This window comes from Falsiroseomonas oleicola, assembly GCF_019029495.1.
GTDB classification, from domain to species: domain Bacteria; phylum Pseudomonadota; class Alphaproteobacteria; order Acetobacterales; family Acetobacteraceae; genus Falsiroseomonas; species Falsiroseomonas oleicola.
This window is the reverse complement of sequence record NZ_JAERQM010000010.1, coordinates 13,832-32,426: the sequence shown is the minus strand read 5'-3', so window position 1 is coordinate 32,426 and position 18,595 is coordinate 13,832. Positions and strand designations below refer to the sequence as shown.

The following is an 18,595-nucleotide window of genomic DNA, read 5'->3' as shown; positions in this document are numbered from 1 at the left end:
GCCGCTGTTTGTCACCGCCGGCGCGCAAGGCCCAGCAGCAGGAACAGCCCGCCCAACCCGGCCGGCACAGCCCAGACCGGCCAGAGCAGCACGGGCAGGATCACCCAGTCCCACAATTCCGGCAGGACGCGCCGCTGCACCCCCGCCTGGAAGGTGTTCAGGAATTCCGGCCATAACTGAAAAATCGCGGCGCCCAGCGGCGTGTCGGTGCCGAACCAGAGGCCCAGCGCCAGCGCCACGATCAGCAGCAGCAGTCCGAGGAATTTCAGGCCCAAAGCCTTTCATTCTGAAGGTTGGTGTAGAGCCCGGCGACGAAGTCGCCATAGCCGTTGAACATCCGCGTCGGCACCCGTTCATTGCTGCCGATCAGCCGCTCCGTCGCCTGGGACCAGCGCGGATGCGGCACCTGCGGGTTCACATTGGCCCAGAAGCCGTATTCGCTGGCCTGCAAGGTCTCCCAGAACGAGACCGGGCGCTGGTCCGTCAGGGTGATGCGCGCGATCGACTTGCCCGACTTGAAGCCATACTTCCACGGGAAGACCACGCGGAACGGCCCGCCATTCTGCGGCGGCAGCGGGCGGCCGAACAGGCCCACCGGCATGAAGGTCAGCTCATTCGCCGCCTCCTCGATGGTGCAGCCCTCGATATGCGGCCAGGGGTACCAGGACTGCCGCAGCCCGGTCATCACCTCGGGCTTCTGGGCCGTTTCGAAGCGCACGAATTTCGCGCTGCCCAGCGGCTTCACGATGTCGAGCAGCTTGGACAGTTGGAAGCCGGTCCAGGGCACGGTCATGCCCCAGGCCTCGACGCAGCGCAGCCGATAGACCCGCTCCTCCAACCCGATGCGTTGGATCAGGTCATCCACGTCGAATTCGCCGGGGCTTTCGACCATGCCATCCACCTTGATGGTCCAGGGCCGTGTCGGCATCCGCAGCGCCGTGCTCCAGATACCCTTGTCGCTGCCGAACTCGTAGAAATTGTTGAAGGTGACGGCGTCCCGCTCGGGTGACAAAGCGCGATCCGCCGGGTAGCGGGTGTTGCGCATGGCCGGTGGCAGGTCGGGAATCTCGGCCGGCAGGCGGGTCCAGGGGTCGGCGGGTTCGCTGCGGCGCCAGAACTGGGCCTTGGCAACGCTGGGCGCGAGCATCGCCCCGGCGCCCGCGGCGGCCATCAGGGCGCGGCGGCCCAGCACCAGATGTTCCGGGGTCGCCTGGCTTTCCGGAATCTCCCAACCGCGCCGTCGCTTGATGAACATGGAGGTCTCCGCCCTGGGTCGTGTCTAAAGCATCGTGCGACCCAGCCTTCCGTCAAGGACGGGGAAGGATCGCGGAAGGTGGCAGATCCGGACGCGACTCGATCCGGAAGACGCGATAGCGCTCCGCCTCGATGCCGCGCCGGCTGCGCGGCAGGCTGCGTCCGACCGGCTCGGCTCCGGGCCAGTCGGGCGCGCTGTCCCGTCTTTCGCTCTGCACCAGCACACCGGTTACGCCGGGCACGGGGCGCGGAAGATTAAAAAGTGCCCATCGCGGATTCAGCGCCACCACCGGGATGCCCGGCGGCAGGTTCAAGGCGAGCTGCGCGGCCAGGCCATATTCCTCCGCCGCCACGAAGCCGGCGCCGAGCGCGCGGCGCTCCGCCTCCACCGCCTGCGCCAGCTCCGGCCAGCCGCCAAGCCGCGCCAGCGTCGGGTCCTGCCGACGGCCGAGCGGCAGCGGCGCGAAGGCGGCCTGGACATAGACCGCCAGCGCCAGCACGGCGCCGAGCCCGACGGCCGGCCGCTGCCAGCGATGCAGCCGCGCCGGCAGGAAGGCGGCGGCGGCGAGGCAGGCGGCGGGGTAGAGGATGGCCGGCCAATTGCCCTGCACCCGGCTGCCGGTCGCCTGCCACAGGAACAGCGCGGTGCCCGGCAGCACCAGCGCCGCCAGCAGCCCCGCCGCCGCATCGCCCCGCCACCAGCGCCGCGCCGCCACCGCCACGCCCACCACGCAGAGCAGGAAGACCAGCGGCGTCGCGAGGCCGATCTGCCCGCCGATCAACTCGCCGAGATAGCGCAGGGTGAAGCCCGCCTCATCCGTCCCGGCCCGGCCGCCCTGCTTGGCGAAGGAGGCCCAGTCGTTCCGCGCGTTCCACAGCACCACCGGCAGGAAGACCAGCACCGCCAGCGCGCCGCCGGCATAAAGCCGCCAGTCCCGCCACCAGCGCCAGGCGTCGCGGCAGGCCAGCAGCCAGAGCACCACGCCGGCGCCAAGCAGCACGGCCGTGTATTTGGAGAATAACGAGAACCCCGCCAGCAGCCCGAAGGCCAGCCACCAGCGCCCGTCTTGCGAGGCATGCAGCCGCGCCAGCGCCCAGAGCGCGGCAGTCCAGAACACCAGCAGCGGCAGGTCGGGCGTCACCAATATGCCGCCGACGCCGACCAGCAGCGTGGCGTTGAACAGCAGCGCCGCCCAGAAGCCCGGCCTGCGGTCCGGAAACAGCGCATCTCCGGCCCGCGCCAGCAACAGGGAGGCGATGGCGAGCGAAATCGGCCCGATCAGCCGGATGCCAAAAGCGTTCTCGCCGGCCAGCAGCGTGCCCGCCCGGATGAACCAGGCGACCATCGGCGGATGGTCGAGATAGCCGCCCTGAAGCGTGCGGGACCAGACCCAGTAATAGGCCTCGTCGGGCGCCAGCGGCACCAGCGCCGCCACGCCCAGGCGCAGCGCCGTCACCCCCAGCAGCAGCCAGGCGAGGCTCATCGGGCGCGCCACACCAGGGTGGAGGACACCGCGTAGTTCCACACCACGGTGATCAGCGCGCCGGCCGCCCCCGCCGCACCCCAGGCCAGCAGCCCATCGCGCACCAGCAGCCCGGCGATGCCGACATTGGCCGCCGCGCCGATGCCGCAAACCAGGTAGAACAGCGCCAGGCCGCGCCACAGCGCCCCCCCGCGCAGCCGGGCGTCGCGATAGGTGATGCGGTTGTTCAGCACGAAATTCGCCGTCATGGCGACAAAGGTCGCCGCCCATTGCGCCGGCCCAAAGCCCAGCGGCCCGACCAGCAGGGCCAGCGCCACCATATGCACCAGCAAGCCGATGGCGCCGACCGCCGCGAAGGCCACAAAGCGCAGCGGCACCGCGCCGCGCGTCGCCTTGTCCAGCAGCAGCGCGCCGAATTCCAGCAGTACCGTCGCATCCAGCTTGCTCTCCCCCGCCTGGCGGGAGCGGAAGCTGTAGGGCAGTTCCGCCACCACCAGCCTGCGGCGGGCCGAGAGCAGGATGTCGAGCAGGATCTTGAAGCCGCGCGCGGCCAGGCGCGGCGCCACCTCCTCCACCAGGTCGCGGCGCAGCAGGAAGAAGCCGCTCATCGGATCGGCGACCTTCACGGGCAGCAGCAACCGCGCCAGCGCCGCGCCACCTTCCGAGAGCGCGCCACGCGCGGCCGAGAACCCGCCCTGCGCCGCGCCGCCGGCGACATGGCGGCTGCCGATGGCGATATCGGCGCCAGCCTCAACCGCCGCCAACATGGCCGGCAGGATGGTCTCGTCATGCTGAAGATCGCCATCCATCACGGCGACGAAGGGCGCGGAGATGGAGAGGAACCCCTCGATACAGGCGGAAGCCAGCCCACGCCGGCCGATACGGCGAATGCAGCGGATGCGGGGGTCGGTGGCGGCGATGGCGCGCGCCGCGGCGGCGGTGCCATCGGGGCTGTCGTCATCGACGAACACCGCCTCCCAGGCCAGACCGGCCAGGGCGGAATCGAGCCGCGCGACCAGCGGGGCGACATTCGCCGCCTCGCCATAGACGGGGATGATGATGGCCAGGCGGGCAGGCAGAAGGGCGTTCACCAGCGCGCTCTACAGCAAGTCCGGCGACGATGAAATCACCGCGCCGCCCGCGCATTGCGCCGCGACGCGATGGACCGCGGGTGATTACACCCCGGCCATGGTCAGGTTAATATCGCCAGCATGATGATAGCCCGACCCCATGCCGGCCGCGCCAGACCACCAATGGCGCGGCGCCATTCCGTCGCAGGGCAACGCAGCGCGGTGATGGCGCCCGCGTGAGGGGCAAGCCCGTCATCCCGCCGGCCGCCCGGGCCGGCGGGCTGAGGCTGCTGCGCGCGCTCGCGGTCCTGCTGCCGCTGGCGGCGCTGGCGGCCACCGGCTTCGGCACCTACCACGCCGCGGAACAGGCGGCGCGGGGGCGGGTGCAGCGCGTGGCGGACATGCTGCACGAACACGCCCTTCGCGCCTTCGAGGCGCAGGAGCTCACCATCGCGGCCATCGAGCAGCGCATGCTCGGCCAGGACTGGGGTGCTGTGGCGGGGGACCGCTCGCTGTTCGATTTCCTGCGCGCCCTGGATGCGGTGAACCAGAATTCCGGCGGCCTGGCGCTGATCGACCCGGGCGGACTTCAGGTGATGTCCTCGGCCCGAACACTGGACGCGCCCGCGCAGGACGTGTCGGGGCAGGACTATGTCGCGGCCCTGCCGGCCGGCTCCCCCATCCGCGACGCCCCCTTCATCGGACAGGTGGTGCGGGATGCGGATTCCGGCACGCTGGTCTTTCCGCTGGTCCGCCCGCGCGCGCGGGCGGATGGGATGAGCGATGGCGGCGCGATACTGGCGGCGCTCTGGCCCGCCAATTTCCAGTCCTTCTATCGCAGCATCCTGGAAACCCCGCAGGATGCCGTGACCCTGTTCCGCCTGGACGGCGCGGTGCTGGCGGCGGTGCCGGCGCCGGGAAGTCCGGAGGGCGCCGCCCTGCCGCGCCGGGCCGGGGACATGCTGCGGGCGCTGCGACGGGGCCATGTGGCGACACTGCGCGGCCCCTCACCCGTCGATGGCGTGGCGCGGCTCACCGCCTTCCGGCGGCTGCTGCGGCACGATATCGGCATCGCCTATGGGCTGTCGGAACAGGCGCTTCTGCGGGAATGGGCGCGCCGCATGCTGGGGCCGCTGGTGGGGGCGGGCCTCGGCATCGCGCTGCTGCTGGCGGCGATCTGGCAGGCCGAACGCGCCATGCGCAGCCGCAGCCTGGCCGAGGCCCGGGCACGCGGGGCCGAACGCCAGGCGACGCTGGGGCTGCTGGCCGGCGGGCTGGCGCATGATTTCGGCAACATCACCCAATCGGTCGTCGCCGCCGCCCGTCTGCTGGACCGCCATGCGGAGGATCAGGAGCGGGTGCGCCAGGTGGCCGGGCACCTCGCGCGCCATGCGGAACGTGCCACCGCCTTGTCGCGCCGGCTGCTGGACACCACGCGCCGCATCGACCCGGTGGCCCTGACAACCGCCCAGCCGATCGATGTCAGCGCCTCGCTGCGCGAGCTTGCCCTGCTGCTGAACGCGACCCTGGGTGCCGGCATCCGGGTGCGCTGCGAGGTCCCGCCCGGCCTGCGCAGCGCGCCGGGGCTGGACCGGGCGGAGCTGGAGACGGCGCTGATCAACCTCGCGGCCAATGCGCGGGATGCCATGCCACAGGGTGGTGAAGTGCGGATCACCGCGCACCGCCTCTCGGCCCCCCCCACCCCGCGCGACGCGCCGGATCTGCCGCCGGGGGCCTATCTGCGCATCAGCGTGAGCGATTCGGGCCATGGCATGCCGCCGGAGGTGCTGGCGCGGCTGGGAGAGCCGTTCTTCACGACCAAGCCCGTGGGACGCGGCACCGGCCTTGGCCTCGCGATGGTCGCCGCCTTCCTGCGTCGCGCCGGAGGAGCCTTGACGGCGCAGAGCACCGCGGGGCGCGGCAGCACCATCCATCTGCTGGTGCCGGCCAGCTAGAAGCCTGCCGGCTCGAAACCCGCCGGCTCGAAACCGGCGATGCCCGGCGCAGACAAATTACAACCATTTCCTACATCGCTGCCGCTGGCATTCCATGCACGAGAAATCTACAGTTTCATGCTACCTAGAGTTGTCTGTGCTGGATTTTCGCCACTTTGAAGAGAAGCGAGGGATCGCCTTGGCTCCGGCCGCACTGCCCGCGAACGAGACCGAACGCCTGAAGGCGCTGCACGCGGCCGGGATCCTCGACACCGCGCAGGATGCCCGATTCGACGCCTTTGCCCGCCTCGCGGCGCATCTCGCCGGCACGCCGATGGCAATGGTTTCCCTGATCGATGCGGACCGGCAGTGGTTCAAGGCCGCGATTGGGGTCGAGCTGCGGGAAATCCCAGGCCGCAGCTCCTTCTGCGCCCATGCCATCCTCCAGCCCGAGCGGGTGATGGTGGTGGAGGATGCGGCGCAGGATCCGCGTTTCGCGAACAATCCACTGGTGATCGGCCCACCGCATGTCCGCTTCTATGCCGGCGCGCCGATCATCGACCGCGCCGGCCATGCGCTCGGCACGCTCTGTGTGCTGGACAACCTGCCACGGCAGATGCCGGAGGCCGCCTCCCGCGCCCTGGCCGATATCGCCCAGGGCGTGGCGGCGGCGATCGAACTGCGCAGCAGCCTCGAATCGGCGCAGTCGGCGGCGCTGCGCGACCCGCTGACCGGCCTCGGCAACCGCCCTTTGTTCGAACAGCGGCTGGAGGAGGCGATCGGCCGCGCCAGGGGGCCGGAGGCGCACAGCTTCGCGGTGTTCTGCCTGGACCTCGACCGCTTCAAGGCGGTGAACGACCTGCTCGGCCATGCCGGCGGCGATGCCCTGCTGCGGGAAGCGGCACGACGGCTGACCGCCTCGGTGCGGCAGGCCGATACGGTGGCGCGCCTCGGCGGCGATGAATTCGCCGTGATCCTGTCCGGCCCCACCACGGCGGCAGAGGCCGATGCGCTGGCGGTGCGGCTGATCGAGGCGCTGAGCGCGCCGTTCGAATATGAAGGCCAGCCGGTGCCGATCCGCACCTCGGTCGGCTATGCGCTGGCACCGGCCGATGGGCTGGACGCGGATGCGCTGCTGCGGCGGGCCGACAATGCGCTCTATGCGGCGAAGAACCAGGGCCGCGGCCAGCAGATGCGCTTCGACCCGGCGATGGAGGGGCAGCTCGCCGGCCGCCAGGCGCTGGAACGCGACCTGCGCAGCGCCCTCGCCCATGGCGCCTTCCGCTTCGAGTGGCAGCCGGTTGCGGATGCGAAGACCGGCCGGATCGTGAGCTGCGAGGCGCTGCTGCGCTGGGACCGCCCGGGCCACGGCCCGGTCTCCCCGGCCGTCTTCGTGCCCATCGCCGAGGCCTGCGGCCTGGGTGGGATGCTGGATGAATGGGTGCTGCGGGAGGGCTGCCGCCAGGCCGCCGCCTGGCCGCACAAGCTCAAGGTGGCGCTGAACGTCTCCGCCTCCCGCTTCCATCTCGGTGGGCTGGCGGGCCTGGTCGCCGCGATGCTGCGCGATTCCGGCCTGTCGCCGGACCGGCTGGAGTTGGAGGTGACCGAAGGCACCCTCATCAAGGATGAGGCGGCGGCGGCGGTGACGATCGAGGAGTTGCACGTGCTCGGCGTGCGCGTCGCGCTCGACGATTTCGGCACCGGCTATTCCTCGCTCGGCTATCTGCACACCCTGCCGCTCGACAAGGTGAAGCTCGACCGCTCCTTCATCCGCGACATGGACAGCAGCGACAAGGCGCGCAACGTGGTGCGTGCGGTGCTGCAGCTGTGCCGCGGCCTCGGCATCAAGGCCTGCGCGGAAGGCGTCGAGACCCAGGCGCAGCTCGACTACCTGCGCGCCGAGGGCTGCGACCTGATCCAGGGCTATCTTATCGGCCGGCCGCACCCCGTGCCGCCGGTGCCAGAGGCCGTGCCGCAGGTGTCTTCGGCCTGGATCCTGCCGCCGCGGCCCGCCATTCCCCCCACCCCGGGCCGCAGCGGCTCACGCGCGGCCGGACGCCGCGCGAACTGGGTGCGCAAGGTGCGGCTGCGCTGGGCGGGTCTCGCTTTGCTGGCGCTGCTGCCGATGCTGACCTTCGCCACCTGGCTGCTGGAGACCGAGGCGCGCGACCGCATCGCCACCGCCGAGGCCCAGGCCGCCGAGGTGGCGCAACGCGGCGCGCGGGAGATGGATACGCTGGTCGAGCAGGCGCAGGCGCTGCTCGGTGCCCTCTCCCGCGTTCCGGCGGTGCTGGACAGCCTGCGCGACAGCGCGGCCGCGCCAGCCTGCACCGATGTGCTGCGGGAGGTCACCGGCGGCGCGGCCTGGCTTTATTCGCTGGCGACGGTGCGACCCGATGGCTGGACGGCCTGCACCAGCCGCGGCACGCCGCCGGTCAACCTGGCCAACAGCCCGGCTTTCCGGCAGGCGCTGCGAGACCGCACCGACGTGCTCTCGGGCCTGACCCGCCCGCTGTCGGGCGACGGGCAACCCATGCTGTATCTGGGCCGGCCGATCCAGGATGCCGAGGGTGGGCTGACCGGGGTGATGTCCGCAGGCCTCGACGTCGCATGGCTGATGCGGCGCCTCACGGCCAGCACGCCGACGTCCTTCCGGATCGGCCTGATCGATGGGACCGGGCGGCTGGTCGGGCTGCATATGCCGGATGCGGATGCGACGGAACGTGCGCGCTGGGGCATCGGCAGCGATGTCAGCGACCATCCGGTGGCGCGCGCGGCGCTGGCCAATTCGAATCCCGGCCAGATGCGCGCGCCGATCCGCCCGGGTGTGGAGGGCCTGTTCAGCTATGCGCCACTCGGCCTCAGCGGCGCGCGGGTGATTGTCGGCGTGGATGAGGCGGTGCTGCTGGCCCCCGTGCAACAGCGCCGGCTGCTGTCCTACCTGCTGATGGGCATCGGCGGCCTGGTGCTGGTGGGGCTGGTGCTGGCGATGGGGGAATTCCTGGTGCTGCGGCCGATCCGCCGGCTGGGACATACCGTGGACCGGCTGGCCGATGGCGACCTTTCCGCGCGGGTCGGCCTGGATATGCGGGTGGCGACGCCGGAACTGGCGGCGCTGGCCAGCCGGCTGGACGTGATGGCGGCGCGTCTTGCCTCGGCACTGGACACCGCGCGGGCGGCGAGCGCCGTGAAGTCGCGCTTCCTTTCGGCCGCCAGCCACGAGCTGCGCACGCCGTTGAACGGCATCCTCGGCTGGGCGCAACTCATGATGCGCGACCGCAGCCTGGGGCCGGACCACCGCGAGCAGGTGCGCACCATCTCCGACGCCGGGGAGCATCTGGCCGGCGTGGTCGGCCGGCTGCTGGAGATCAGCACCATCGAGGCCGGCCGGGCCGAGGCCCCTCGGCTTGAGCCCTCGGATGCCGCGGCGCTGGCGCGGTCCTGCGTCGAGCTGCTGCGCCCCTCGGCCGACGAGAAGGGCCTGACGCTGCGTATCGAGGTCGCGGCCGACGTGCCGCGCGCGGTGCTGATGGACCGGGCGCGGGTGCGGCAGATCCTGCTGAACCTGCTCGGCAATGCCGTGAAGTTCACCGAGGCGGGCGGCGTCACGCTGCGGGTCTTCCGCCCGCTGGAGGGCCGGCTGCGCTTCGATGTCAGCGATACCGGGCCGGGCGTCTCGCCCCTGCTGAATGGCCGGCTGTTCCAGGATTTCGTGCGCTACGATCCGGATGGCAGCGGCGCGGCCGGGTCGGGACTGGGGCTTGCCGTCTCGGCCCGCTTCGCCGCACTGCTGGGCGGGCAGATCGAATATGAGCCGGGGCCGGGCGGGCGCGGCAGCCTGTTCTGGTTCGAACTGCCCGCGCCAGCCGCGGCACAGGCGGAAGGCGCCCTGCCCCCGGCCCCGAGCGGCCGCGTGCCGCCACCGCTCGTGCTGCCCGAGCTGGTGCCGACCGCGCCGGCCAATCCGGAGGTCCTGGACGAGGCGGGATATCCGCGGCGGCCGCATGGCACCGCACGCCGGCCGCTGCGGATCCTGGCCGCGGACGATGTCGCGGCCAACCGGCTGCTGCTGCGGGCGGCGCTGGAATCGGTGGGTCATCGGGTGGATCTGGTGGCGGATGGCGCCGCGGCGGTGGCAGCGGTGGCGCGCAGCGGCGGCAGCTATGACGCCGTGCTGATGGATGTGCAGATGCCCGGCATGGATGGGCTGGAAGCGACGCGCCGCATCCGCGCCCTGCCTGGCCGGGTCGGGATGGTGCCGATCCTGGCCGTGACGGCCGGCGCCTTCCGGGAGGATATCGAGGCCTGCCAGCAGGCCGGCATGGACGGCCATGTGGAAAAGCCAATCCGCGTGGAAACCCTGGAACAGGCTTTGGAGGATGTGGCCGGGCAGCAGGTGGTGGCGGAGGGCGCCGCGCGCCGCGCCTGACCCGCGAAAGGCGGCGGCGGGCGCCGCCTCAGGCTGACCGCGAAGGGCGGGGCGGGTGCCGCCTCAATTCGGCGGGCCTGCCTCTCGACCGGTTCGAGCACCCGAATGGGCGTCACGACGCAGGCGTGCCCTGCGCACGACCGTTCGAGGGCGACCCGGAGCGGCCACGCGGAAGGGCCGCTGGAATCAGGCCTCCGCCGTCTTTGGCGCCGGAACGCGGCGCGGCACCAGGCGCAGCAGCAGGAACCCCGCCAGGCCAGCCAGGATCGAGCCCATCAGGATGCCGATCTTCACATTGTCCTGAAGATGCGGGTCATTGGCGAAGGCCAGCAGGCCGATGAACAGGCTCATGGTGAAGCCGATGCCGCAGAGCAGGGAAATGCCCAGCAGCTGCAGCCAGCTCGCCCCCATCGGCAGTTCCGCCAGCCCGGAGCGGATGGTGATGGCGGCGAAGCCGAAGACGCCGACCAGCTTGCCGAAGAACAGGCCCATCGCCACGCCGAGCGTCAGGTTGTTGCCCAGCGTCGCCAGTGTGACGCCGGCGAAGCTGACCCCGGCATTGGCGAAGCCGAAGATCGGGATGACCAGGAAGGCGACCCAACGGTGCAGGGCGTGTTCCAACTGGTGCAGCGGCGAATGTGCCAGGTTGTCCGGCGCCCCCGGGGCCGGCCGCAGCGGAATGGTGAAGGCCAGCAGAACGCCCGCCACCGTGGCATGCACGCCCGACCGCAGCACCAGCACCCACAGCACGGCGCCCAGCAGCAGATAGGCCCACAGCTTCATCACCCCGGCGCGGTTCATCGCCACCAGCCCGGCGATCACCGCGGCCGCCAGGCCAAGGTCGAGCATCGAGATGTTGCCGGTGTAGAACACCGCGATGATGGCAACGGCGCCCAGGTCGTCGATGATCGCCAACGCCGTCAGGAACACCTTGAGCGAGATCGGCACGCGCGAACCCAGCAGGGACAGCACGCCGAGCGCGAAGGCGATATCGGTCGCAGCCGGAATTGCCCAGCCGCGCACCGCCGTGGGGTCGGAGCCGTTGAAGGCCAGGTAGATCAGCGCCGGCACGGCCATGCCGCCGAGCGCGGCAATGCCCGGCAGGGCACGGCGCGACCAGGTGGAAAGCTGGCCGTCCAGAACCTCCCGTTTGATCTCCAGGCCGACCAGCAGGAAGAACACCGCCATCAGCCCGTCATTGATCCAGTGCAGCAGCGACAGCGGGCCCAGATAGGCACCGAGCGCGCCGAAGTAGCTGGGCGCCAGGGCGGAGTTGGCGACGATCAGCGCCAGCACGGCGGCCCCCATGAGCACCAGGCCGCCGGAGGCCTCGCCATCCATGAAGTTGCGCAGCATCGAGAAGGGGCGGCGTTGGTTTGGGCTGGTCTCGGCCATGCGTCAGCGGGTCCCCAGATGGTGCATCGCAGAGGGCCCGGGCGAGCAGCCCGGCAGCGCAGCCGCTTACCAGCAGGCGCCGGCCTGGCTGCGCCCGAACAGCCCCCACCGCGCCCACCCTGGCGGGCGGCGCGGCCTGGCAGGGCTTACTCGATTACGGCGGAAATACAACCGAAACCGCCACGCCTGGCGCCAGCGCCTGGACTACAACAGGCCCCGCGCGATGCCGCCATCCACATTCACCGTCTGGCCGGTGACATAGGCGGCGCGCGGGCTCGACAGCCAGACCACCATCACCGCCACCTCCTCCGCCGTCGCGAAGCGGCCGAGCGGGATTTCATGGGCGAATTCGGCGATCACCTCCGCCACCGCGCGGCCCTGCTCCGCCGCCAGTTTCTCCGCGCGGTCCTGCCACAGCCGAGTCAGGGTGCGGCCCGGCGCCACGCAGTTCACGCGGATACCCTCCGCCGCATATTCGCCGGCCAGCGTCTTGGTCAGGCCCAGCAGCCCCGCCTTGTGGACGTTGGAGACGATCTGGTTCGGATAGGGCATGCGCGAGGCCGCCGCGCCGAGCAGCACGATGGCGGGCGCCTGGCCCTGGCGCAGCAGCGGCAGGGCGGCGCGCACCGCCCGCACCGCCGACAGCACGTTGAACTGGTAGTTGCCGAGCCAATCCTCATCCGTCAGCGCCTCGAAGCCCGAACGGATGGACCCGCCGACGGCATCGACCAGCGCATCGAGTCCGCCCCAGCGCGCCTGGGCCGCCGCCATCAGTCGTTCCGCCGCGCCCTGTTGCGTCAGGTCCGCCACCGCGGTGGCCGGCGCGCGGCCGCATTCGGCGCCGATGCGCGCCGCCGAATCGGCAATGGCGGCGGCGTTGCGGGAGGCGATCATCACCTCCGCCCCCTCCGCCACCAGCAGCTTCGCCGTGGCATAGCCAATGCCGGTGGAGGCGCCGACCACCAGCACGCGCCGCCCCTGATATCCAAGATCCATCCCAGCCTCCCCTCGATCGGCGTCGCGCCGTGCTAAGCCGTTGACTGTCAGCAATAGCCTGTCTAACTGGACTTACGAAGATCAAGAACCGCGCGGCGCCCAGCGCCGCCATTCAGGGAGAGGACGGGTCATGACCGATTCCATTCATGCGATTCCGCGCCGTCGCGCGCTGCTGCTGGCGGCCGGTGCCGGTGCCGCGCTGGCCGCCCCGGGCATTGCGCGCGCGCAGACCTTTCCGGAGCGGCCGATCACGCTGCTCGTGCCCTTTGCCACGGGTGGCTACAATGACCGCCTGGCCCGCGCCATGGCGCCCTTCGTGCAGAAGCATATCGGCCAGCCGGTGACGGTGGTGAACCGCCCCGGCGGCGGCACGGTGCTGGGCAACACCTTCTACATGCAGCAGCCGGATGACGGCTACATGGTGATGGTGCATTCGGCCGGCCCGTATATCCCCCTGTCGATCCTGACGCGGAACGCCCGCTACAAGGCGGACGACTTCCACATGATCAACCTGCCCTCCCGCGACCTGACCCTGGCCGCCTGCGCCACCAGCAAGGGCATCAATTCGATCGATGAGGTCGTGCAGCGGCTGAAGGCCGATCCGCGCAGCCTGTCCATCGGCGTGCAGCCGGCCTCGGCCGATCTCATCAACATGGCGCTCTGGATGCAGGCACATGGCATCGACCGGTCGCGCGTGCGGGTTGTCACCTATGATGGCGGCGGGCCGGCGCGCACGGCGACGGCGGGCGGGCATGTCGATGTCGGCTTCGTCGGCGGCGAGGGCTTCCTGCCGATCAAGGACCGCATCAAGCCGCTGCTGCTGTTCAGCGACGAGAAGTCCACCGACTATCCGGACGCGCCGCTGCTGACCGACCATGCCCGCGCCGCTGGCTTCCAGCCGCAATCGGTCGATGGCTCGCAGCGCGGCTTCGTCGTGCTGAAGCGCTTCGTCGCGGCGCAGCCGGAACGCTATGCCATCCTGCTGCGCGCCATCGAGGCGGCGACCAAGGATCCGGAATGCGTCAGCACCCTCGGCAACCAGCAGCTCGCCACCACCTGGTATGGGCCGGAGGCATCGAACCGCGCCTATCTCAGCAGCGCCGCGCTGATGGAACGCTATGCCGACCTGCTGAAGCAGGCCTGAACCCAGGCCGGAGGCGCCGCGAATGCAGACTGCCATCTTGCGGCGCCGCATCGCCTGGGCCCCGCTGGCCCTGGTGACCGCGCTGGCCGGCATCGCGCTGGCCTATCTTCTGGAAGCGCGGGGCGTGTCGCACGACCCGCAGAACCTGCTGCTGCTGCAACCTACGGCCTGGCTGGTGCTGGGCCTCTGGGTGTTCCTCGCCTTCGGCTTCCTGCGCATGCCGGTGACCGAGGGCGAGGTGCGGGAGACGCCGGCCGAGGTGTTGCGCATCCTCGCCATGGTTGGCGCCTTCGGGCTGTTCATCCTGGGGCTGGAGGCGGTGGGCTACGACCTTTCCATCTGGGGCTTCACCCTGGTGGCGCTGGTGATCGGCGGGGAGCGCAAGCCCTTGCCGCTGCTGCTGTTCCCGCCCCTGTTCATGCTCGGCGTGGTCCATGGCTTCCGCCTGCTGGTGCCCTACCCCTTCCCCACCAGCCTGCTCTAGGCGCCACGCACCATGATCGACTTCCCCGCCTTCGGCGCCGCCCTCAACATGCTGGGCGGTTCGCTCGATGCCTGGATCTGGGTGGTGCCCGGATTGCTGATCGGGCTGCTGTTCGGCGCCCTGCCCGGCATCTCCGTCTCCATGGCGATGGCGCTGGTGCTGCCGGCCACGCTCTACATGGACTTCCTGCCGGCCATCATCTTCCTCACCTCGGTCTATACCGGGGCGGGGTTCGGCGGCTCGATCCCCGCGGTGCTCATCAACATCCCCGGCACATCCTCGGCCGTCGCCACCACCTTCGACGGCTATCCGATGGCGCAGAAGGGGCTGCACAACGAGGCGCTGGGCGCGGCGCTGGTGTCCTCCTGCATCGGTGTGCTGATCTCCTATGTGATCCTTTTCGTGCTGGTGCAGCCGCTGGCGGAGATCGTGCTGCGCATCGGGCCGTATGAGATGGCGGCGATCGGCATCTGGGGCCTGGTGCTGCTGGGCTCGATCGGCGGTTCCTCCGTCACCAAGGGGCTTTTCGCGGCGGGGATCGGCGTGCTCTGCGGCACGGTCGGCATGAACACCGCCGGCTATATGCGCGGCGACATGGGCATCCCCTGGCTGCTGGATGGCGTGCCGACGATCCCCGCGATGGTGGGCCTGCTGGCCGCCAGCCAGCTTTTCGCCCTGGTGAATGCGAAGTTCATCGTCGCCGATGAATCGAAACGCACCATCAGCCTGCGCCGCATCATCGCCGGTGGCGGGCTGGTGCTGGGCAGCCCGGTGGCGCTGCTGCGCGGCTCCTTCATCGGCGTCTTCATCGGCGCGGTGCCGGGCGTGGGTTCCTCCATCGCCAACCTGATCTCCTATGGCGAGGCGCGGCGCGTCTCGCCCGACCCCGAAAGCTATGGCAAGGGCAATCCGCGCGGGCTGATCGCCGCGGAATCGGCCAACAGCTCCTCCGAGGGCGGGTCCATGGCGACGATGCTGGCGCTGGGCATTCCGGGCGGCGGCGCGACGGCGATCCTGCTGGCCTCCTTCGCCATGCACAATGTCATCGGCGGGCCGCGCTTCATGGAGCAGAACCGGGACATCGTCTATGCGATCATCATTTCCAACTTCGCCCAGGCGCTGATCCTGCTGCTGGTCGGCACCGCCTTCGTCTTCGTCGCCAGCACCGTGGTCCGCCTGCCGTTGCGCTACCTGATCCCCAGCGTCCTGGTGATGTCGACCATGGGCGCCTTCGCCATCGAGGGTTCCATCGCCGGGCCGATCACGCTGTTCGTCTTCGCGGTTCTGGGCTGGCTGATGTCGCGCTACGGCTTCCCGGTCGCCGCCATCGTGGTCGGGTTGCTGCTCGGCAAGCTGATCGAGACGGAGCTGCTGCGCGCCTGGCAGCTCGCGGGCGGCGATCCGCTCTATATCCTGGAGCATCCGGTGGCGGTCGGGATCCTGGTGTTGATGGCGGTCTCGCTGGGGCTTTCGCTGCGGCGCGACATCCGCCGTCGGCGCGCGCTGAAGGCCGCCTCCGCCGTCGCCTGAATCGGCGCCTGAGCCGAATGGTTGACACCGGGCCGGCCGGGGCGAAAAGTCGTCCCGGCCAAGGAGGAGCCCTGAAATGTCCCTGACAGTCGAAGATTTTGCTGCGCAATGCCGCACCGCGCTGAAGGACAACCCCGGCAAGCCCGGGCGGGAGAAGGTCTGCGCCCTGGTGCAGGAGGCGTTGAAGGACGCCGGCTTCGTCGCCGCGGCCATCCCCGAGGGCACGCCGGAGCGCCAGGTGATCTATGAGGACCCGGAGCTGGGCTTCGCCGTCCTCGCCCATGCCTATTCGGATGCCAAGACCAGCAGCCCGCATGACCACGGCCCCTCCTGGGCCATCTATGGCCAGGCGACGGGCGAGACGGTGATGACCGACTATGAATGCCTGGCGCGGCCCGAGGGCATGAAGTCCGGCAAGGCGCTGCGCCTGCGCGACTACACGCTGCGCCCCGGCGATGCCTATCTGTACGAGCCGGGCGAGCTGCATTCCCCGCGCCGCGACGGCCCGACCCGGCTGCTGCGGATCGAGGGCGTCAACATGGATCGCGTGAAGCGCCTGCCCTATGTCGAGGTCCAGGCGGCCCAAGCCTGATCCGAGCATGAAGATCGACCCGGCGCTGCTGCGCTACGAGCAGGTCGAGCCCGGCCTGGTCATCGAGACCGGCGGCATCACGGTGACGGAGGCGCATATCATCGCCTTCGCCGGCCTGACCGGGGACTTCTTCGACATCCACATGGATGACGACTATGCGCGCGGCCTGGGCTATCCCGGCCGCGTCGCGCATGGGCTGCTGGGCCTCGCGCTCTGCGACGGGTTGAAGAACCGCGCGCCCGTGAAATTTGCCGCGATTGTCTCGCTCGGCTGGCGCTGGACCTTTGCGGGCCCGATCCTGGTCGGCGACCGCATCGCCGCGCGCATCACCGTGCTGTCGAAGCGCGCGACCCGGAAACCCGGGCGCGGCATCGTCACCATGGGGTTCGATCTCGTGAACCAGAGGGATGAGGTCGTGCAGAGGGGTGAGAACGACCTGATGGTCCACACGCTGGCGTCTGATCGCCAGAGGCCGGAACGGCCGGAGGCGTGAATCAGCCGCCCCTACAGATCGACGAAGCCGCCTGACTCGGCGCTGCGCAGAATCGCCTCGATGGCGTGCAGCACGGGCAGGCCGGTGACGCCATCATTCATCGGGGCACGGACCTCCGTGATGGCGGCGCAAACTTCGGCGATCATCGCGCGGTGCGGGCCATGGTCGAAGGCCATGGGGTCGGCACCCCCGCCACCGGCCATGGCGCCATCGACGATCTCGACCGCCCTGCCCTTCACATGCAGCTCCAGCCGTTCCGCCACCAGCGCCGCGCTGCCGCCGGTGCCGGCGATCTCGACGCGTTCGGGATAGCCGGGCTCGGCCACCGTCGTCGCATCCAGCGCGCCGATGGCGCCGCTGGCAAATTGCAGCGCGGCGCTGGCCATGTCCTCCGTGTCGATGGCGCGCAACCCGCTGGTCTTCGCCAGCGCGCCGAGGCGGGCCAGCGGGCCGGCGATGTGCAGCAGCAGGTCCAGCGTATGAATCGCCTGGGTCAGCAGCACGCCACCGCCATCCCGCGCCTTCATCCCCCGGCCCGGCTGCGCGAAATAGGCCGCGTCGCGCCACCAGCGGATGCTGGCCGAGCAGGACAACAGCCTGCCCAGCTCACCGCCCGCCACCGCCTGCTTCAGCCGCAGCGCCGCCGGCCGGAAGCGGTGCTGGAAGACGACGCCGAGCGTCACCCCCGCCTCCCGCGCCACCTGCACGAGTTGCGCCGCCTCGGCCGCCGTGCGTTCCAGCGGCTTCTCCACCAGCATGTGTTTTCCGGATGCCGCCGCCGCGCGCGCCACGGGCAGGTGCTGGCCGGGCGGTGTCAGCACCAGCACCAGGTCGAGGCCCGGGGCGGCGAGCAGCGCCTCCAGGCTGTCGAAGACGGGCGCCTTCCAGCGCAGGGCGAAACCCGCCCGACGTTCCGAACTCGGCGAAAAGCCGCCGACCAGCCTTGCGGTGCCAACTTCCTCCAGATCGCGGATCGCCAGCATATGCGGCTGGGTCGCCATGCCCAGCCCGACGACACCGATGCCGATCATGCCCGTCCCCCTTCGCGTAAAGCCGCCAGGCACAGCACGTTCATCTCGTTCTCATAGGCGAAGCCCGCGGTCAGCGGTGCCTCCAGCGACTGTCGCACCGCCGCCTTCACCGCCTGCACCGCCACCGGCGACAGCGCCGCGAGGCGCGCACACAGCGCCTTCGCCGTGTCCTCCAGCGCATCATCCGGCACGAGCTGTTCCACCAGCCGCAGCCGCAGCGCCTCCGCCCCGTCGATCTGCTCGCCGGTCAGCAGCAGCCGCATCGCCTGGCCGAAGCCCGCGACGCGCGGCAGCATCTGGGAGGCGCCACCGCCGCCGACCCAGCCGCGCGTCACCTCGGGAAAGCCGATGCGGCTGCTCTCCGCCGCGATGCGGATATCGGCGGCGAGCGCGAGTTCAAAGCCGCCGCCCAGCGCCCAACCCTTGATCGCGGCCACCACCGGCTTGCGGATGGCGCGCACCGCGCCCGGATAATCCGGCCGATGCCGGAAATCCCAGGCGGTCGGAAAGGCCTCGATGGCGCGCAGGTCCATGCCGGCGCAGAAGGCGCGCGTGCCGCCGCCGCGCAGCAGCACGGCGCGCACCGCGTCATCGTCATTGATCCGGCGCGCATGGTTGGCGAGTTCGGCGGCCATCGCATTGGTGATGGCGTTGTGCTTGGCGGGGCGGTCGAGCGTCAGCACCGCCACGCCTTCCGCCACCTCCAGCGTCACCTCTCCGTCCTTGGCCTCGGCCACAGCTTTCACTCCCCCGCTTTGC

Annotated in this window: 15 protein-coding genes; 7 read left to right on the top strand and 8 right to left on the bottom strand. The window is 70.7% G+C overall.

Going from position 1 to position 18,595, the window contains the following annotated elements; all coding sequences use genetic code 11:
* Window positions 1-11: 11 nt before the first annotated feature.
* Genes JJQ90_RS24225 through JJQ90_RS24210 form a run of 4 tightly spaced genes read right to left on the bottom strand, consistent with a single transcriptional unit; the run spans window position 12 to window position 3,829 of the window.
* Window positions 12-275 (bottom strand): hypothetical protein, encoded by a 264-nt coding sequence (locus JJQ90_RS24225; RefSeq protein ID WP_216878870.1) that lies wholly within the window; start codon window positions 273-275, stop codon window positions 12-14.
* On the bottom strand, window positions 266-1,255 hold the full coding sequence (gene msrP / locus JJQ90_RS24220; protein WP_216878869.1) for a protein-methionine-sulfoxide reductase catalytic subunit MsrP: 990 nt from the start codon (window positions 1,253-1,255) through the stop codon (window positions 266-268). The genes JJQ90_RS24225 and msrP overlap by 10 nt, the downstream gene beginning before the upstream one ends.
* A gap of 52 nt (window positions 1,256-1,307) precedes the next feature.
* Window positions 1,308-2,738 (bottom strand): ArnT family glycosyltransferase, encoded by a 1,431-nt coding sequence (locus JJQ90_RS24215; protein ID WP_216878868.1) that lies wholly within the window; start codon window positions 2,736-2,738, stop codon window positions 1,308-1,310.
* Window positions 2,735-3,829, bottom strand: coding sequence for a glycosyltransferase family 2 protein (locus JJQ90_RS24210; RefSeq protein WP_329959512.1), 1,095 nt, complete (start codon window positions 3,827-3,829; stop codon window positions 2,735-2,737). The genes JJQ90_RS24215 and JJQ90_RS24210 overlap by 4 nt, the downstream gene beginning before the upstream one ends.
* A gap of 215 nt (window positions 3,830-4,044) precedes the next feature.
* On the opposite strand from JJQ90_RS24210, the gene JJQ90_RS27565 reads away from it, so the two are divergent.
* Together JJQ90_RS27565 and JJQ90_RS24200 are read left to right on the top strand one after the other, a co-directional pair.
* Entirely contained in the window at window positions 4,045-5,763 is a 1,719-nt protein-coding gene (locus tag JJQ90_RS27565; protein ID WP_216878867.1) for a hybrid sensor histidine kinase/response regulator, read from the top strand.
* Between the two features lie 178 nt (window positions 5,764-5,941).
* Complete coding sequence (locus JJQ90_RS24200) at window positions 5,942-10,171, top strand: EAL domain-containing protein (RefSeq protein WP_216878866.1); 4,230 nt, start codon at window positions 5,942-5,944, stop codon at window positions 10,169-10,171.
* Between the two features lie 186 nt (window positions 10,172-10,357).
* Here the strand turns inward: JJQ90_RS24200 and nhaA are convergent, their stop codons facing one another.
* Window positions 10,358-11,566 carry a Na+/H+ antiporter NhaA gene (gene nhaA / locus JJQ90_RS24195; RefSeq protein ID WP_216878865.1) on the bottom strand — a complete coding sequence of 403 codons (1,209 nt, stop codon included), beginning with the start codon at window positions 11,564-11,566 and terminating at the stop codon, window positions 10,358-10,360.
* 204 nt (window positions 11,567-11,770) lie between these two features.
* Window positions 11,771-12,562 (bottom strand): SDR family oxidoreductase, encoded by a 792-nt coding sequence (locus JJQ90_RS24190; RefSeq protein WP_216878864.1) that lies wholly within the window; start codon window positions 12,560-12,562, stop codon window positions 11,771-11,773.
* 130 nt (window positions 12,563-12,692) lie between these two features.
* Between JJQ90_RS24190 and JJQ90_RS24185 the strand changes: the two genes are divergently transcribed.
* The 5 genes from JJQ90_RS24185 to JJQ90_RS24165 all read left to right on the top strand — a co-directional run bounded on the left by JJQ90_RS24185 (window position 12,693) and on the right by JJQ90_RS24165 (window position 16,805).
* Entirely contained in the window at window positions 12,693-13,706 is a 1,014-nt protein-coding gene (locus tag JJQ90_RS24185) for a Bug family tripartite tricarboxylate transporter substrate binding protein (protein ID WP_216878863.1), read from the top strand.
* A gap of 22 nt (window positions 13,707-13,728) precedes the next feature.
* On the top strand, window positions 13,729-14,190 hold the full coding sequence (locus JJQ90_RS24180; RefSeq protein WP_216878862.1) for a hypothetical protein: 462 nt from the start codon (window positions 13,729-13,731) through the stop codon (window positions 14,188-14,190).
* Window positions 14,191-14,202: 12 nt separating this feature from the next.
* The gene (locus tag JJQ90_RS24175) at window positions 14,203-15,720 is read left to right on the top strand and encodes a tripartite tricarboxylate transporter permease (protein WP_216878861.1); all 1,518 of its coding nucleotides are present in this window, start codon (window positions 14,203-14,205) and stop codon (window positions 15,718-15,720) included.
* A gap of 76 nt (window positions 15,721-15,796) precedes the next feature.
* On the top strand, window positions 15,797-16,312 hold the full coding sequence (locus JJQ90_RS24170) for a cupin domain-containing protein (protein ID WP_216878860.1): 516 nt from the start codon (window positions 15,797-15,799) through the stop codon (window positions 16,310-16,312).
* A 7-nt stretch (window positions 16,313-16,319) separates the two neighbouring features.
* The gene (locus JJQ90_RS24165; RefSeq protein WP_216878859.1) at window positions 16,320-16,805 is read left to right on the top strand and encodes a MaoC family dehydratase; all 486 of its coding nucleotides are present in this window, start codon (window positions 16,320-16,322) and stop codon (window positions 16,803-16,805) included.
* 11 nt (window positions 16,806-16,816) lie between these two features.
* On the opposite strand, the gene JJQ90_RS24160 is transcribed toward JJQ90_RS24165, so the two are convergent.
* Complete coding sequence (locus JJQ90_RS24160) at window positions 16,817-17,836, bottom strand: Gfo/Idh/MocA family protein (protein ID WP_216878858.1); 1,020 nt, start codon at window positions 17,834-17,836, stop codon at window positions 16,817-16,819.
* Window positions 17,833-18,573: an enoyl-CoA hydratase/isomerase family protein gene (locus JJQ90_RS24155; RefSeq protein WP_216878857.1), complete on the bottom strand. Its 741-nt coding sequence runs from the start codon at window positions 18,571-18,573 to the stop codon at window positions 17,833-17,835. The genes JJQ90_RS24160 and JJQ90_RS24155 overlap by 4 nt, the downstream gene beginning before the upstream one ends.
* Window positions 18,574-18,595 lie beyond the last annotated feature (22 nt).

Excerpts from the sequence above, each read along its gene's own strand:
- msrP (WP_216878869.1), bottom strand. The coding sequence starts at position 1,255 with ATGTTCATCAAGCGACGGCGCGGTTGGGAGATTCCGGAAAGCCAGGCG.
- JJQ90_RS24215 (WP_216878868.1), bottom strand. The coding sequence starts at position 2,738 with ATGAGCCTCGCCTGGCTGCTGCTGGGGGTGACGGCGCTGCGCCTGGGC.
- nhaA (WP_216878865.1), bottom strand. The coding sequence starts at position 11,566 with ATGGCCGAGACCAGCCCAAACCAACGCCGCCCCTTCTCGATGCTGCGC.
- JJQ90_RS24190 (WP_216878864.1), bottom strand. The coding sequence starts at position 12,562 with ATGGATCTTGGATATCAGGGGCGGCGCGTGCTGGTGGTCGGCGCCTCC.
- JJQ90_RS24185 (WP_216878863.1), top strand. The coding sequence starts at position 12,693 with ATGACCGATTCCATTCATGCGATTCCGCGCCGTCGCGCGCTGCTGCTG.
- JJQ90_RS24180 (WP_216878862.1), top strand. The coding sequence starts at position 13,729 with ATGCAGACTGCCATCTTGCGGCGCCGCATCGCCTGGGCCCCGCTGGCC.
- JJQ90_RS24175 (WP_216878861.1), top strand. The coding sequence starts at position 14,203 with ATGATCGACTTCCCCGCCTTCGGCGCCGCCCTCAACATGCTGGGCGGT.
- JJQ90_RS24170 (WP_216878860.1), top strand. The coding sequence starts at position 15,797 with ATGTCCCTGACAGTCGAAGATTTTGCTGCGCAATGCCGCACCGCGCTG.
- JJQ90_RS24165 (WP_216878859.1), top strand. The coding sequence starts at position 16,320 with ATGAAGATCGACCCGGCGCTGCTGCGCTACGAGCAGGTCGAGCCCGGC.
- JJQ90_RS24160 (WP_216878858.1), bottom strand. The coding sequence starts at position 17,836 with ATGATCGGCATCGGTGTCGTCGGGCTGGGCATGGCGACCCAGCCGCAT.